The 16,204-nt window shown below is 67.1% G+C and carries 10 protein-coding genes; 5 read left to right on the forward strand and 5 right to left on the reverse strand.

Annotation, left to right across the window (positions count from 1 at the left end):
- On the reverse strand, positions 1-1,310 hold a 1,310-nt coding region (locus LzC2_RS12255), incomplete at its 3' end, for an AI-2E family transporter (protein ID WP_171187329.1).
- Positions 1,311-2,028: 718 nt separating this feature from the next.
- Between LzC2_RS12255 and LzC2_RS12260 the strand changes: the two genes are divergently transcribed.
- Entirely contained in the window at positions 2,029-2,931 is a 903-nt protein-coding gene (locus LzC2_RS12260; RefSeq protein ID WP_171187331.1) for a metallophosphoesterase family protein, read from the forward strand.
- A gap of 102 nt (positions 2,932-3,033) precedes the next feature.
- Here LzC2_RS12260 and LzC2_RS12265 read toward each other — a convergent pair whose 3' ends face one another.
- The 4 genes from LzC2_RS12265 to LzC2_RS12280 all read right to left on the reverse strand — a co-directional run bounded on the left by LzC2_RS12265 (position 3,034) and on the right by LzC2_RS12280 (position 8,789).
- Complete coding sequence (locus LzC2_RS12265) at positions 3,034-4,254, reverse strand: hypothetical protein (RefSeq protein WP_171187333.1); 1,221 nt, start codon at positions 4,252-4,254, stop codon at positions 3,034-3,036.
- 124 nt (positions 4,255-4,378) lie between these two features.
- On the reverse strand, positions 4,379-6,334 hold the full coding sequence (locus tag LzC2_RS12270; RefSeq protein WP_171187335.1) for a hypothetical protein: 1,956 nt from the start codon (positions 6,332-6,334) through the stop codon (positions 4,379-4,381).
- A 193-nt stretch (positions 6,335-6,527) separates the two neighbouring features.
- On the reverse strand, positions 6,528-7,610 hold the full coding sequence (locus LzC2_RS12275; protein ID WP_246254966.1) for a dihydrodipicolinate synthase family protein: 1,083 nt from the start codon (positions 7,608-7,610) through the stop codon (positions 6,528-6,530).
- 144 nt (positions 7,611-7,754) lie between these two features.
- Positions 7,755-8,789, reverse strand: a complete 1,035-nt coding sequence (locus LzC2_RS12280; RefSeq protein WP_171187340.1) for an NAD-dependent epimerase/dehydratase family protein — start codon at positions 8,787-8,789, stop codon at positions 7,755-7,757.
- Between the two features lie 600 nt (positions 8,790-9,389).
- Here LzC2_RS12280 and LzC2_RS12285 point away from each other — a divergent pair.
- The 4 genes from LzC2_RS12285 to LzC2_RS12300 all read left to right on the forward strand — a co-directional run bounded on the left by LzC2_RS12285 (position 9,390) and on the right by LzC2_RS12300 (position 16,099).
- Positions 9,390-10,604 carry a c-type cytochrome gene (locus LzC2_RS12285; protein ID WP_171187341.1) on the forward strand — a complete coding sequence of 405 codons (1,215 nt, stop codon included), beginning with the start codon at positions 9,390-9,392 and terminating at the stop codon, positions 10,602-10,604.
- Complete coding sequence (locus LzC2_RS12290; protein ID WP_171187343.1) at positions 10,601-12,970, forward strand: PVC-type heme-binding CxxCH protein; 2,370 nt, start codon at positions 10,601-10,603, stop codon at positions 12,968-12,970. The genes LzC2_RS12285 and LzC2_RS12290 overlap by 4 nt, the downstream gene beginning before the upstream one ends.
- 186 nt (positions 12,971-13,156) lie before the next feature.
- Complete coding sequence (locus LzC2_RS12295; RefSeq protein ID WP_171187345.1) at positions 13,157-14,041, forward strand: ThuA domain-containing protein; 885 nt, start codon at positions 13,157-13,159, stop codon at positions 14,039-14,041.
- A gap of 333 nt (positions 14,042-14,374) precedes the next feature.
- Entirely contained in the window at positions 14,375-16,099 is a 1,725-nt protein-coding gene (locus LzC2_RS12300) for an arylsulfatase (RefSeq protein WP_315854647.1), read from the forward strand.
- Positions 16,100-16,204 lie beyond the last annotated feature (105 nt).

A 16,204-nucleotide genomic window follows, 5' to 3' on the forward strand; every position in this document is an offset into this window, starting at 1 on the left:
GCCCGGGCGTCCGCTGCTTCGCCGTTCGCCGCGGCCGGCGCGTCGGCCCGGGCGTCCGCGGCGGCCCGGGGCAGGAATTCTTCGACCAGATCGTCCACCTCGTCGCGGTCCAACGAGAGCAGCCGTTGGTACAACCGCGACGGCGGGTCCAGCACCGGCTCGTCGCCGAGCATCACCTGCAGGAACGCCAACTGCGGCACGTGCCGACCGATGACGGTCAGACAGACGGTCAGCGGCATGGCCAGGATCAAGCCCACCGGACCCCACAGCCACAGCCAGAACGTCGCGGCGGCGAGCACGCCCATCGTCGACACGCCGGTTCCCGATCCGTACAGCCACGGCTCGATGACGTTGTTGCTGATCAGTTCCAGCAGGACGAACATCCCGACGACCAGCAGCGGTTGGCTCCAGCCCTCGGACACCACGACCGACAGGGCGATCGGAAAGAGCGCCGCGATCCACGGGCCGACGTACGGCACGTACCGCAGCGCCGCGGCCAACAACCCCCACAGAATCGCATTGGGCACGCCGATCAGGAGCAGGCCCGCGGCCACCGCGACGCCGTAGGAGGCGTTCACGATCAACTGCATGAGCAGGTACCGGCTGACCCGTTCCCCGGCCTCCTGCAGCACGCGGGAGGTCGTCCCCAGCCGCTCGACCCCGCTGAGTCGGAAGAGTCGGTCCCGCAGATCCTCCCGGTCGATCAGCATGAACACCGCGAAGACCAGCACGACCGCGGCCACGCCGACCGGCGCCAGCAGGGACCCGAGATAGCCGGATACGAACTCCAGCGGGCCGGTCGCGGTCTCGCCGGCGTCGACCTCCACCACCTCGACCGGCACCGGGCGATCGGGCCCGTCGTCGCTCGGGACGGCGGGGCCGTCTTCCCCGCCGACGCGTTCCGCCAGACGGTCGTACATCCCCCTGAGCCGGGCGACGGTGCCGTTTTCGGTCCCGGCCTCCATGGCGTCGATCTTGGCGGTCAGGTTTCGCTCGTACTTCGGCAGGTCGCCGGCGAGGTTCGCCAACTGCCAGACGATCAGCCCCGCGAGTCCGGCCGTCACGACGGCGGCCGCGCCGGTGACGGCGATCACCGCGGGGATGCGTCCCAGCCCCCACCGCCGCAATCGCCCGACCAGCGGGGCGAGCAGGAAGGTCAGCAGGACCGCGAGGGCGAACGGGAGCAGCACCTCCCGGGCGAAGTAGAGCACGGCCACCGTGACGGCCACCCACGCGGCCGTTTGAGACGCCGAGCCCTGCGGCGCTCGGGACGCGGGAGCGGCAGGCGGAGACTCGGAGGGGGGCTTCATCGAGCCATCGTGCGACGAATGACCCGCCGCCGTTAGCGGAACGAGGAGCGTCCGCTGCAGGGGGCGATCCGGCCGGCCGGCCTGAGGCGTGGTCCGACGGCTATCTCCACGCCGACGGGGTCTCTACGCCGACGGGGTGCGTCTGCATGACTAACGGCCCGCGCCTGCCCCGGGGAAGCCGCCGATCGCGATGGTCCGCGGCGTCGCCGACGACCGCCTCTGCCGGACGGAGCTGACACAAAAAACTGCGGGCCGACGGCGCCGTCGGCCTGATGGACGGCGGCGAGGAGCGTTTCGGAGAGCGCGTCTTTCGTCACGTCATCGCAGGCCCCGCGGACCGCATCCGCGATTCGACCTCGGGGTTCAGACGCATCGACGGCCCGATGATCCGCGGCGCCGGCGACGCGGCGGAGAGTCGACGCGGCGCTTCGATTTCGTCGAGCCCCGGCATGTGCACGTCCATGAGGGCCGCGGCGGGGGCCAGCCGGCGGACGATCTCGATCGCTTCGAGGCCGTCCTCCGCCTCCCCGACGACTTCGACGTCCGGGCCGACGCGCGGGGGCGGCGACGGCGGACGGGGGCTACAGTGCGAGCGAAATGATTCCGGAGCGGCCGGACCCGCTGAAGTCCGCGGGCGGGGCGGGAGCGTCCGCGGGGACGCGTCCCGCCTGTCCGCGATCGGTTCGACGTTTCCCCCCGCTCCGGGACCGGTTCTCGCATGACGCCGATTTCTCTTGGCCGACGCGCCTTCCTTCAAGGCGGCGCCCTGACCCTGTGGGCCGCGGGGACCGACCTCGCCGCCGCCCCGCCCCCCGGCCCCGCGTCCTCCGCGGGCGGGCCGGCTCCGGGGCTGCGGATCGGCCTGCTGACGGATCTGCACTACGCCGACAAGCCGTCCGCCGGCTCCCGGCACTACCGCGGGACGCCCGCCAAGCTCGCCGCGGCGGTCGAACGGTACGCGGCTGAAAAGCCCGATTTCACCGTCCAGTTGGGCGACCTGATCGACGCGGCCGAAGACGTGGGAACCGAGAAGCGGTGGCTCAAGACGATCCACAAACAGTTCTCGCAGATCCCGGGCCCCCGGCGCCACGTGCTGGGGAATCACTGCGTGGACACGCTGACCAAGGCCGAACTCCTGGACGGCGTGGGGCAGGAAAAGAGTTACTTCTCGTTCAACGCCGGGGGCCGGCACTTCATCGTGCTCGACTCCTGCTTCCGAGCCGACGGCGTGGCGTACGGCCGGGGCAACTCGCGGTGGGACGACGCCAACGTGCCGCCGGCGGAACTGGATTGGCTGCGGTCCGACCTCGCCTCGACGCAGCGCCCCACGGTGGTGTTCGCCCACCAACGGCTCGACGGCGCCGGCCGGCACCACGTGCGGAACGCGGCGGCGGTGCGGGACGTTCTGGAGGCGTCGGGGCGGGTGTCGGCGGTGTTCCAGGGGCACAGTCACGCCAATGACTACCGGTTCTTGGGCGGGATCCACTACGCCACGCTCGCGGCGATGGTCGAGGGCGCCGGCGAGGGGGACGGCGGATACGCCGTGGCGGACGTGCAGGCCGACGGCACGATCGTCGTGCGCGGCTTCCGGCGGCAGACGGACTACGAATGGCAGGCGTAGCGCCGCCGGAGTGCGCTCTACCGGAGTGCGCTCTGTCGGCGCGAAACGCGGGGCCTTCGTCGGGGCGCCGTCCGTTGCGGCAGGCGCCCTATTCCGGGGGCCCTATTTCGGGGAACGGGTCTCCGGTCCTGTCAGCGTCTGAAAAGGCTGATGCCAGGGGCTCCAGGCCGACCGCTGGCCGGTCTCGCTTTGCTGCCGAGCGCGGACGAAATACGTCCGGGCTGCGTCGAGCTGATCTTCCCCCGCGAGCGAACCGATGAACCGTCCCGTGTCCGTCCCGACCCGGACGCGATCGGTTCCCCGCAGCGGGTCGGACGTCCAAACCACCGACGCGCCGGCGGAGTCGGCCGCGATCTCCGCTTCCCAACTTCGCGGGCCGTTCGAACCGCGATCCGGGGTTTTAATCAGGACCGGGTTTCGCGGACAAAACGCCGGACCGATCGGCTGGGTGGAGACCACGAAATTATCGATCCAGCGAGACTGATCGACGGGAGAGCCGTTATTCCAATAGGCCTCCAGGAAGACGGCGTTGATGCCGCGGTCGGCGAAGGTTCCGCGCCAGTCGAGATCGCGTCGCTCCGCCTCCAACCGCCCGTCGATCCATAATTGGTTCAGGCCGTCTCGTTGGCCGGGCGTATTGAGCTTCGCCCGCGCCTCGACGCACACCCAGCGGCCGGATTCCTCGCGGCTGTGGAGCTGGAATTGCGACGCCGGCTTGTTGCCGAGCCAGCGCAGGTTGTCGAAGTCGTTGTATCGGGTCGTCACGACGCGGGCCCCGCGCACGCCCGAGGCCGGGTCCAACGTGAGCGCCTCGCCGCTGCTCCAGACGTGGGCGATCATGGCCTGCCGCCAGCCCGGCGGAACCAGACTCGTGGCGCGGGATAATTTCGCCGGGCCGCCGCCGGTCCAGCCTCGCTGATGGCGCACGTAGATCCGCCAATAGACGTCGGTGAAAGTCTCCTGAGGGCGGACCGCCTGCGCTCGATGCGTGGGCGTATCGCCGAAGAAGAGTTTCCGCCCCCCGGTTCCGCGTTCGCCCTCGGGATAGTCCATCTGCAGGGCCCTGCCCTGATCGCCGAACCGCACCTCGGCGGTCGTCTCGCCGCTTCTCTCCGGGTACCGCCGCTGCTGCGCCTCGTCGTCGAAGTCGTCGTACCAGATGACCGCAGCGTCCGTTTCGTGCGGTTGCGCGTCCGCCATGACGACGCTGTCGATGCGGGGAACGTCCGGCAGATCCGCCGCCGCGGCTCGCGCCCCGACCCCGCCGCTCACGACGCCGCAACCGATGATCAAAAGCGGGGTCGTCCACCGGAATCGTTTCATTATCGTTCGCCTGTCGTCCCGCGTTGAAAGACCGTGGTGAATCTCGTTCATGATATGCCCTGCCCCGGCGCTTCGTCACGCCGCCGGGAACGGCGGCATCGTTCCCCGACGGTGCAGAGACGTCTTAAGGAGACGAAACCGCGCGGTATTCCACCCAGCGAGTCCGCGTCTTCGAGCCGGTGGGCAGCGTCCACGTCTGCGATTCGCCTGCCGCGCCGGTAAACGCGTGCGAGGCGACGTGATCGCCGTGGTCGTCCTCCCAGGCGAACGTGACTTCCGTCGCGTCCGAGTGGGGCGCTTCATAAACGAGGTGCATTTCCGCCCGTAGGTATTTTTTGCCCCCGGTATTCCGGAAGCGGACTTGGAGCGGTCCCCGCATCGGTTCTTCCAACGAGACGTCGCCCCAGCAGAAACTTTGCGACCAGAAGTCGGCCGGCTCGTCGCCGCGGCGGGTGATCCGCCAGTCTTTCACCATGGGCCGCCAACTGGCCCCGGCATTGGCGGAGTAGTCGATGCGGTACTCCACCTCGGGACTCGGCGGGTTGGAGGAGGCGACGTGGGCGGCGGCATAAATCGCGACGGCCGGCCGACCGCGCGGGGCCTCGGCGGCCAGCGTGACCGTCGGCGTGCCGAAGTCCCCCGCGATTCGATGGGCGCGGGCTTGAGGCAGCGTCGGTCCGATCGACGCGACGGCGCGGCCGGAGGCGAGGAACTCGATGTCCGTTTCGCCGTCGCGGAGCCGCGGGATCGTCGAGGAGTTCGCCTGACAGACGGTGGTGATCTTCAGGCCCGCGTCGGCGAGCGTTTCCGCGACGGCGCCCGACGCCCCCTTCGAGAGCGAGAAACGCAGCCGGTATTGCCTGGAGCCTTTGGCCAGGTCGGTCAGATCCAATCGGTCCGTCAGCGGACCGCAGGCGGTCCAGGTCGATCCTCGATCCGTCGAAATCGCCACGTCGCAATCGGCCTCGCCCTGAACCAGCAGTCCGTTGCGGCAACCGGCGTCGTAGATGCCCCACGCCGCGTCGTTCGGCGGCGTCGCGGCGACGATATAGGGCGTCTGGAAATCAAAGACAATTTGCTCGTCGTCTTCGGCGATCACGCCTTCACGGTAATCGTCGTTATGGAAGTCGGGCTCATAAATGTAAACCGCGTTGGCGAACCGGGCCTGCCCCGGTCGATACCCCGCCCCGTCTTCCGACCCGTACATATTCTCGGGCTGATTCACCCAGGTCCGCGAACGCTCCGGTCCGGGAATCCCCGCCGTATTATCATTGCGTCCCCAGAAGACGAACGTCTTTCCGTCGTCTAATCCTGGTCGGACGTACCGCCGCAGCGACTCGCCGCGTCGAAGCAGCGCCATGGGCGGCGGCCCGCTATATCCGGGGAAGTATTCGGCCGAGCGGTAATCCGCATAGACGGCTCCGTCCTCCGGGTGAAGACCGCAGATCATCCATCCGCGTTGCCCCTCGGCCGAATCCGATCGTTGGGCCAGCCGTCGATAATCCCGCTGCACGTCGGCGATCGACAGCAATCGATCCTGTCGGCGATCGAAAATGATGGTGGATATATCGTGATCGAGCAGGGCCCAGCGGCCGGTTCCGTAGGGACCGTCTTTCAGGAAGACCTCGAACGAATTGTGACCGGCCGTGCCGACGGTTCGGCCGCGGTTATGGCCCAGCAGGGCGTGCAGTTCGGCCGTCCACTGGGCATGGGTCGTGCCGCAGAGGCCGAACCCATGCGCGAACAGCCCGGTCCAATATTCCCGCGTCGTCGCATCGCCGCCTTGGCCGAATCCTTTCCCCCAAAGATCTTCGGCTCCCTCTTCGCCATGCCAATAATGGGTGTTCCTCCAGAGCCAGGCGGCGATCGCTTTCTGCTCGTCGGTTTCCGGGCCTTCGCCGACGACGCGTCGGTAAACTTCGGCCTGCGTCGCCTCGAGCCGCTCGAACGTCGAGCACGACAGTTCCCCGGGGTACCAGGGATGGTCGGTGCGAACCTGCGGATCGCCGACGCCGGCCTCCGCCGAGGTCAGCAGGAGCGGGACCGTGATGACGGCCCAGAAAATCGCAGAGCGTCGCATGGTCTCGTTCCAGCGGGGGCGGAGGGGGAAAGATACTTCGGGGCGGCGGCCGCATCGACGAAGTCGGGTCGTCTCATTTCGCCCCAGCCGACCGCCGAGGCGCCGTTCTCCATGTTCCAAAGCGGTTCGGGATCGCCGCATTGCGCTTGGGCGGCGTTAAAGTCGTCGGGCGCTTCGGAGGGCCGAGGGCCGCTCACGACAGCCACGCGTCCAGATGCTCGGCGACGAAGTCGTCGTCGGTCAGGTGCGGGTAGTCCCGACGGACGCGGGCGATCCGCTCGGCCTGTCCCGGCGAAAGCCGCTCGCGCGGGTCCAGACAGCGGGCCGATGCGAGCAAGCCCTGCCCGTGCAGCACGTGGTTGATCCCCGGAACGCAGCCGGCGAACCCGTGGGCGGCGTCGAACAGCGCCGCGTTGCAGTCGGTCACCTGCGCGTCCAAAGCGAACGCATCCGAAGTGATCGGCTCGGCGCCCGTGCGGAGCGCCTGCACATGGTCGAACAACTCGACCGCCTTGCGGGTCCACACGGCCCAGTGCCCCAGCAGACCGCCGACGATTTGTTGCGTGACCGTTTGTTGCGTGACCGCGCCGCCGCCGAGGCGCGTCTGAAACGGCGTGAGCAGATCGGCGACGATGTGGTCGTCGTTGCCGGTGTAGAGCGCAATCTCGCCGGCCCGGCCGGCCTGCGCGACGCCGCGCACGACGTCGAGCGTCTTGTACCGGTCGAACGGGGCGATTTTGATCGCCACGACGTTGTCGATCTCGGCGAACCGGCTCCAGAACGACTCGCCCAACGGCCGGCCGCTGATCGCGGTCTGGAGGTAGAACCCGAACAGCGGGATCACGCCGGCGACCGCCCGGCAGTGCTCGATCAGGGCGTCCTCGTCGACCGTCGATAGCGCGGCGAGCGAGAGCAACCCGGCGTGGTAGCCGAACGCCGTCGCGAGTTCCGCTTCGCGCACCGCCTGCGTCGTCGGCCCGCACACGCCCGCGATGCGGACCAGCCGGGGACCGTCGTTTCGCTCGACCTCGTCCAAGGTCTGGCACGCGGTGCGCAGCACGGGTTCGAGCAGGTCGTGCTCGGGGGCGCGGATGGCGAACTGGGTGGTGTGCACGCCGACGGCGACGCCGCCGGCGCCGGCCGCGGCGTAGTAGCGAGTCAGGGCGCGTTGACGGCGCTCGTCGTACGCGCCGTCCGCCGACAGCGCGAGCGGGTGCGCGGGGATCACCATCCCCGCGTGCAAAGCGTCGCGGACCCAGTCGGGGGCGTCGGGCATGAGAATCATTCCAGCGTCAAGCGCCGCCCCCGTCAGCCGCGACCGTGCGGGAGCGACCCGGTCGGATCATGGGCGGCCGCGTCATCAGACACGCAATCGCCCTCGACCGCTCCTCCACGGCCGGCGCCCGTGCCGATTGCAAACCTAATACCGTCCGTCGCGGACTTCAAAGTGGGTCGGTTTGCCCAGCGTCCGTCCGCCGCGGGCGATCCAGTCGGCGACCCAGTCGATCACGCGTTCGATCGGCGTGTCCGGCGCGCCGAGCAACGCCGTCGCTTGGGCGGCGTTGGCCAGGAGGGCGGCGGGAGCCGGTTCGCCGGTGAAGGCGACGGACGTGTTCATCCTCTCGGCGAGGCGGGTCGCGACGTCGCGGACCGCGAGCGTCTGCGTGCCGGTGACGTTGATCGCCAGCGGCGGGCTGGCGGCCTGTTCCAGCAGCCGAAGCGCCGCGGCGTTGGCGTCGCCCTGCCAGATGCCGTTGAAGTGTCCCGTCGAGAGATCGATCGGCTGGCCGGCGGCGATTCGCTGCGCCAGATCCACCAGCACGCCGTACCGGGGCTCCAAGGCGTAGTTCAGCCGCAGGAGGACCACGGGCGTGCCTCGTTCGCGCGAGGCGTACTCGAACAGCCGTTCGCGGGCCACGGCCGCGTTCGCGTACTCGCCCCGCGGCTCCAGCGCGTCCGTCTCCACGCTCCCGCCTGAGCCGACGGGCACGAAGTCGTACACGCACCCCGTGCTGAACGCCACGATCGCGGCGTCGCGGTACGCCCGCGACGCCTGGATCGGCGCGACCGTGTTCGCCGCCCACGTGAGGTCCGGCCGCTCCGACGTGCCGAACTTCAGCCCCGCCATGTAGACCACATGAGCGGCCGGGGGCAGTCGATCCACGGCGTCCTCCGCGAGCAGGTCGCACGCGACCGTTTCCGCCCCGGCCGCCTCATGTCGCCGGCGGACCGATACGTCGCCGAAACGGCTCACGCTGAACACCTTCGCCGGACTGCCCGCGGCGTCCCGCGCGCGGCAGGCCATCGTCACCAGCGACGTGCCCATCTTGCCCGCGCTGCCGAGGACGGCGAGGTCGCCTCGCAGCCGGCGGAAGACGTCGACGACTGCGGGCGCGGGACGACTGAGAAGCTCTTCCAACGCGGTTTCGTCGGCGAGGCGATCGGGAAGGTCCACGACGAATGCGTCCGAGCGATGACGGAGGTGGAAGGCGGCGGGGGCTGCCGGTCTACTGCCCCGTCTATCCGGTCGCCAAGAACGAATCCCCCCCGCCCGAACCCGAGCGGGGCGAACGTCCAATCCCTGTTGCGCCGGGATGTCGTAGCCGGCGAACACACCGACGGGGCGAGGCAGTCCTCAATCCCCTTTCAAAGCCGACGACGTTCCGCCGTCCAAGGTCGATCAGCCGGGCCTTCGGCCGACCAAACCAAGTACGCGGCGCGGGCCGTCGGCCTCCTCCGCGAAGGCAACCCATTCGGGCGGACGAATCCGAGGGGAAGCGTGCTCCCAACGAGAGACGCCGGTACGATCAGCGAAATCTAAGAGGGAATTGACCCATTTCCGCATTCGGTTCGGCTGATGACCGGCGTCGCGTAAGCGTTCCCGAACAGCTTGCCGAATCCCTCGGTCGTCTGATTTTCGATTCAAACCGGCAGTCATTCCTGATGGGCAATCGCGTCGACATCGCATGAGCCGCACCTTCCGAGTCCCCGCCGACGTGGTCCGCCCGTCGAACTTCCCGTCACACGCAGAGCCGAAAGCGTCGGAGGCGCCCCGATGAACGCGTCTTTCAATCTCAGCCCGGCGAGAGCGTCCGCATGTCTGCTGGCGATATCGCTCGCCCTGTCGCCCGGCGCGGCCGACGCGGCTGAGGACGCCGAGCCGTTCGCTCTGTTGGTGGAAACGCTCGAATCGTCCGACGATTCAGGGGTCCAGGCCGCGTTGCTCAAGGGCATGCTCCTCGGCCTGGAAGGGCGCCGAAATGTGGCGGCCCCCGCTGGCTGGACGACGTTGAGCCGCAAGCTGACGACCAGCGAGAACGACGCGGTCCGCCAGCGAACGGTCGCGTTGTCCCAGATCTTCGGCGATCAGGCCGCGGCGGCGCGAGCGCTGGCGAGCGTGCAAGATCCCGCGATCGAGGCGGGTCAGCGGCGTTCGGCGTTGAGTTTGCTGCTCAATCAACAGAACCGGGACGCGTCCGACCTGCTGAAGTCATTGATCGACGATCCGGCGATGACCCTCGACGCGATCCGCGGCTATGCGGTCGTCGAAAACGAGGAGGCGCCGTCGGTCCTGCTCACGCGATTCCCCAAGCTGGACGCTCAACAACGACGAGCGGTGATCGAAACGCTGGCGTCGCGCAAGGTCTATGCGGAAGCGTTGCTGGAAGCGTTAAACAATCAGCAGGTTGCGCGGGACGACGTGCCGGCCCAGGTCGCCCGCTCGCTGAACGCTCTGCTGGGCGAACGCTTCACGGAAACGTTCGGCGAGGTGCGGGCGGTCTCCGAAGATCGCGCCCGGTTGCTTCAGAAGTACAAGACGCTCTGCAGCCCGACCGCGATCGCTGCCGCGAACGCCTCCCGCGGCAGGGCCGTGTTTCAGAAGACCTGCGCCGCCTGTCACACGCTCTATGGGGAAGGAGGCGAGGTCGGCCCGGACCTGACCGGATCGAATCGCGCGAACCTCGATTACATCCTGCTCAACAGCGTCGACCCCAGCTACGACGTGCCGGATGCGTACAAAACCACTTCGGTGCTGACCGTGGACGGACGGGTGATCAACGGCGTCCTGGCCGAGGAAGACGCCGTGAGAATCGTCCTCAAAACGGCCGAAGAACCGCGCCTCGTCGTCGCCAAGGAAGACGTTCTCGAGCGATCCGTTTCCCCCACCTCCATGATGCCCGACGGACAGTTGGACCAACTGGACGAACAGGCAGTGATCGACCTGATTAAGTATTTACGAACGACCGAGCAGGTGGAGACGGCGAAATGAAGATCTTTACGCACGGCGCCAGCGTCTCGCGGGCATTTCTCGCGGCCCCGACGGCGCTGATCAATGCGCTCGCAGTTCTTGCGCTCGTCGCTTCCCCGACGTTTGCCGACGACGGGGACGACCATCCGCCGATGAAGCAACACAAGGACAGCGACGCTCCGTTTTTAAAGCCTGCGGAAGCCGTCGCGAAGATGTCGATTCCGGAGGGCTTCGAGGTGTCGGTCTTTGCGTCCGAGCCCGACATCGCCGAGCCGATCGCCTTCTGCTTCGACGACCGCGGGCGACTGTGGGTCGCGGAGAACTTCAACTATCAGACGCGGCGGCAGCATACCGACGAACCGGTCAGCCGCATTCAGATTCTCGAGGACACGGACGGCGACGGCGTCTTCGACAAGAAGAAGACGTTCACGGACAGGTTGACGTTTACGTCGGGCCTGGCCTGCGGGTTCGGGGGCGTGTTCGTCGGCTCGCCGCCGAACCTGACGTTCATTCCGGATGCGGACGGCGACGACGTGCCGGACGGTCCGCCGGAACCGCTGCTGGACGGCTGGGGCATTCAGGATCGTCACGAGACGCTGAACAGTTTTATCTGGGGTCCGGACGGTTGGCTCTACGGCTGTCACGGCGTGTTCACCCAGTCCCACGTCGGCAAACCGGGGGACGGGGACGCCGAGCGACAGTTCATCGACGGCGGAATCTGGCGGTATCATCCGACCCGGAAGACGTTCGAGATCTTCGCGAGGGGGTTATCGAATCCGTGGGGATTCGACTTCGACGACCACGGCCAAGGCTTCGCGACCTGCTGCGTGATCCCTCACCTGTTTCATGTCGTGCAGGGCGGCGTCTATCACAAACAAAGCAAGCCGCACGTCAACCCGTACGTCTACGACGACATTAAGACGATCCGGGACCATACGCACCTGTCCGCCCACGGCGGAGCGCGTTTCTATCTGGCGGACGCATTCCCGGAGCAGTACCGCGATCGGCTGTTCATGTGCAACATTCACGAACACGCCGTGCTGACGGACGTCATGGTCCCGAAGGGTTCCAGCTTTATCGGACAGCACGGCGACGATTTCCTGCCGACGAACGACCTCGCGTGGGTCGGGTTCAGCGTGGAAATCGGGCCGGAAGGCGGCGTCTATTTGCTCGACTGGCACGACCAGGACGTGTGCGGGAACGCGGTGAAATTTCCCAACAGCGGCCGCATTTATCGCGTCATGCCGAAAGGGGCGAAGGCGATCGCGCGGCCGAACCTGAGAGCCCTGTCTGATGCACAACTGGTCGACCTGCAGGCTCATTCGAACGACTGGTACGTGCGACAGGCGCGAACCCTGCTGCAATTTCGGGCGGCGAGCGGCGAGCTGAACGCCTCGGCCGTTCACGCGCAGCTGAACGACCTGTTCCGAACGGCCGCGACCTCTCCGAAGCGACTTCGCGCGCTCTGGGCGCTGCAGGTCACCGGCGGCCTGAACGCCGAGCGACTGCAATCGCTGCTGGACCATGAAGACGAACACATTCGCAGCTGGGCGATTCAATTCCTCTGCGACGGCAGCTCGGCCAACGCGTTTCAGGATGCAAGCACGGTCGAAACGTCGCCGGTCGGCAGAGCGGTTCTCGACCGGTTCGCGGCGATGGCGAAGACGGACGACTCGCAGATCGTGCGGCTTTATCTGGCCTCCGCCGTCCAACGATTGCCGTTCGCGGATCGCTGGCCGATTCTGGCGGGGCTCGCTTCGCACGCCGAGGACGTCGACGACAATAACCTGCCTCGCATGTATTGGTTCGGATTGGAGCCGATGACGCCCGGCCATCCGCGCGAAGCGCTAAAGTTGGCCGTCGGCGGCAAGATTCCGTTCCTGCAGGAGTCGGTGGCCCGGCGCCTGACCACGGGAACCGCCCCCGCGAACACGGTCTCCGCCGTGCAGAGCCAGGCGACGCGGGACCGCCTGATCCAGACGGTGGCGGCGGGTTTCCGGGTGCAAAACCCCGGTTTAGACGGAGTGGTCCGCCATCAGGCGTTCCGGAACGAGAGTGCCGTGCAGACTCATCCGAAGGACCGCGAGACGCCCTGCGTGCTGCAGACGCGATCCGTCGACGTTCCGAAGGGAAAGAAGACGACGCTCCGGTTGCGCGTCAGTCATCATCCGCACGGAGACTGGCAACTGCGCGTCCTGGCCGACGGCAAGGTCGTCGCGGATCAGATCGTCAGTTCCAAGACGGTGGGCGAGGACGAGTGGCTGGACGTCTCCGTCGACCTGTCCGGTTTCGCGGGCCGCCGAATCGACCTCGACGTCGAAAACCGCGCGAACGGTTGGAGCAACGAATGGGCCTATTGGAACGGAGTCGAGATCGTGAAGGAGTGATCGACCGGGCGGCTCGCGAACCCCTGCCTGTCGCCGGGCTCGGGCGCTGCGGCATCGCCGCGACCGGACCGAGGAGACGCCTCCATCGCCACAAAGAATAAAAGCGCCCGATCGCCTGTGACGGCTCCGGGTCGTTCTGCGAACTTCACCTCCGCGAGTCGTACCGTCACCACGAAGGACACACCGATGAGATATGCATTACTGACCGTCTTGGGTCTGGTCGCGGTCGACGCAGCCGCGTTCGCCGCCGACAAGGCAAAGATCGTTTTTATTTCCGGCAAGCCCAGCCACGGGCCGATGGCCCACGAGCATCGCGCCGGAAACACCATCCTGGCCGACGCGTTGAACGACTCCGGTTTGGATGTGGAAGCCGTCGTCGTTCCGCATTACGGATACCCCGAGGACGAATCGATTCTGGAGAACGCGGCGACCGTCGTCATTTTCTGCTCGGGGCACCAAGCGCACGTGCTCAACCCGCACCTGGATGAGTTCGACGCCCTCATGAAGAAGGGCGTCGGCGTCGTGATGATTCACTGGGCGACCGAAGCCGAGAAAGGCGAGCCGGGCGAGAAGTTTCTGGAGTGGATGGGCGGCTTCTGCGATCTCGACTGGTCGGTCAATCCGCACTGGACTCCGCATTTTACGGACCTGCCCGTGCACCCGATTACCAACGGAGTGGGCGATTTCAGCGTCCACGACGAATGGTATTACCACATGCGATTCGTCGAGGACATGCGGGGGGTGACGCCCATCCTCTCGGACCTGCCGCGGCCGGTCACTCTCGCCCGCCCCGACGGACCGCGCAGCGGAAACCCGGCCGTCCGCAAGGCCGTTGCGAACGGCGAGGAACAACACGTCGCCTGGGCGTACGAACGTCCCGCCGGCGGACGCGGCTTCGGTTTCACCGGAGCCCACAATCATGCCAGTTGGCAGAATGAAAACTTCCGCAAGGTCGTCCTGAACGCGATTCTCTGGACCGCGAACGTCGAAGTCCCCGAAGAGGGCTGCCCTTCGCCGGCCGTGAGCGATGAAGGGCTCAAAGAGAACGTCGACGACAAGTCGCCTCGCTAGAAGACGACTGCAGCCGAGGCCGCTCGAACGGCGGCCCGGCCCGAACGCGACCGTTCTACTCAATGGGAAGCCGTCCCGCGGCGGCGTCGCCAAAGAATCCATTCGCTCTCACGAGATGCCGAACGGCCGAGCGCCGAAAACGCGGCCCAAGACACGTCGCTCTCCTGGCTCGCCGGCTTCCCGCCGCGAGCGGAACGACCTCACGTCTGATAGGGTCGACAGAGTCTTTCCGCCGCCTCTGCCGCCGCCGGGATATAGTGGTCGCCGCCGGTCGCGCCTGGATCCCTCGCGCGAATGGGTGATCGACGACTCGCATCGCGTTTAAAGAGACTCGTGACACACCCCATGAGAGCCAGCATGAAGCGAAACCCCGGCGGTTTTGTATTGTTCGTCGCCGCCGTTCTGCTGGCGGAGACGACCGCCCGCGCGGATCCGCCCCGGCCCAACGTTCTGTTGATCATGGCGGACGATCTGGGCTTCTCGGACCTCGGTTGCTACGGCGGGGAGATCGCGACGCCCAACTTGGATTCGATTGCGGCGGACGGGTTGCGATTCAGCCAGTTCTATAACACGGCCCGATGCTGGCCGTCTCGTAGCGCTTTATTGACCGGCTACTATCCCCAGCAAATCCGGCGCGACGTCTTGCCGAGCGTTCCCGGAGGCGGCCAGGGCGTTCGGCCCGATTGGGCGGTTCTGCTTCCTGAGCTGCTGGAACCGGTCGGGTACCGGTCGTACCACACCGGCAAGTGGCATATCGACGGCATGCCGATCGCGGAAGGCTTCGACCGCTCCTATTACCTGCGGGACCAGGGTCGCTTTTTCAATCCGACTCGAAGCTGGAAAGACGACGTCAAGCTGCCGCCGGTGGAGAAAGGCGCCGACTACTACGCGACCACGGCGCTCGCGGATCACGCCGTCGAGGTTCTTCGCGAGCATGAACGGGGGCATGCCGACGAGCCGTTCTTTCATTACCTCGCCTTTACGGCGCCGCATTTCCCGCTGCACGCGCTGCCCGAAGACATCGCCGTCTACGAAGACACGTACGCACCGGGATGGGACGTCATTCGCGCACAACGCTGGCGACGCATGCAACAAATGGGGCTGCTGGATGCGACGGCGGTCCGCCAGCCTTCGCGCGTCGAACGCGACCTCGGTCCGCCCTATCACTTCCCCGCGGCGCTGGACGCCCTCGGCGAGGGCGAAGTCAACAGGCCCGTTCCCTGGCAGAGCCTCAGCGACCGGCAGAAGACGTTTCAGGCGACCAAGATGGCGATTCACGCGGCGATGATTCACCGCATGGATCTCGAGATCGGCCGCGTCTTCGATCAGATCAAAGAGATGGGACAGTGGGAGAACACCCTGGTGTTGTTTCTGTCCGACAACGGCGCGAGCGCCGAGATCATGGTTCGCGACGACGGGCATGACCCGTCGGCCGACCCCGGTTCCGCGGAGACGTATTTGTGCCTCGGGCCGGGATGGTCGACGACGTGCAACACCCCGTTTCGTCGCCACAAGACGTGGACGCACGAAGGGGGCACGTCGACGCCGTTGCTCGCGGCGTGGCCGAGGGGCATCAAAGCCCGCGGGGAGATCCGCCGCAGCCCGGGGCACATCATCGACATCGCGGCGACGCTGCTGGAACTGACCGGCGCCGAGACGGCGGCGGAAGCGCCCCCCGCCCCGGGAAAAAGCCTCGTGCCGGCGTTCTCCACAACTGCGGCGTCCTCCGAAGACGCGGCTGCGGAGCCGAGAACGATCTGGTGGTTTCACGACGGTCATAAAGCCGTCCGCATCGGCGACTGGAAGGCCGTCGCCCCGGTCGGCGAACCGTGGGAACTCTACCACTTGGCGGCGGACCGCCAGGAAGCACACGACCTCGCCGTACCGCGGGCGGATAAGTTGGAAGAGCTCGTGACGGAGTGGAGTCGCTATGTCGACGAATTCACGGAACTTGCCTCGCGGGACCTCCCGGCGGACGTGCGGCGGAAGGCCCGGGGCGCCGCGAAAGACTCGATTGAAATGAAGGACAAGCAAGCGGCGGGGAAGCCCCAACGCTAGCAAGTCTGACTTGGCGGGAAGCGTTTCGTCCGACCGTACGCCGGCCGTTCTCGACGGCGCCCGCGGAGAATCCCGAAGCCGAGACCGCGGACGCCGGCGGCGAAA

The sequence above is a fragment of the Alienimonas chondri genome (genome assembly GCF_013036045.1).
In the GTDB taxonomy this organism is placed as follows: Bacteria; Planctomycetota; Planctomycetia; order Planctomycetales; family Planctomycetaceae; genus Alienimonas; species Alienimonas chondri.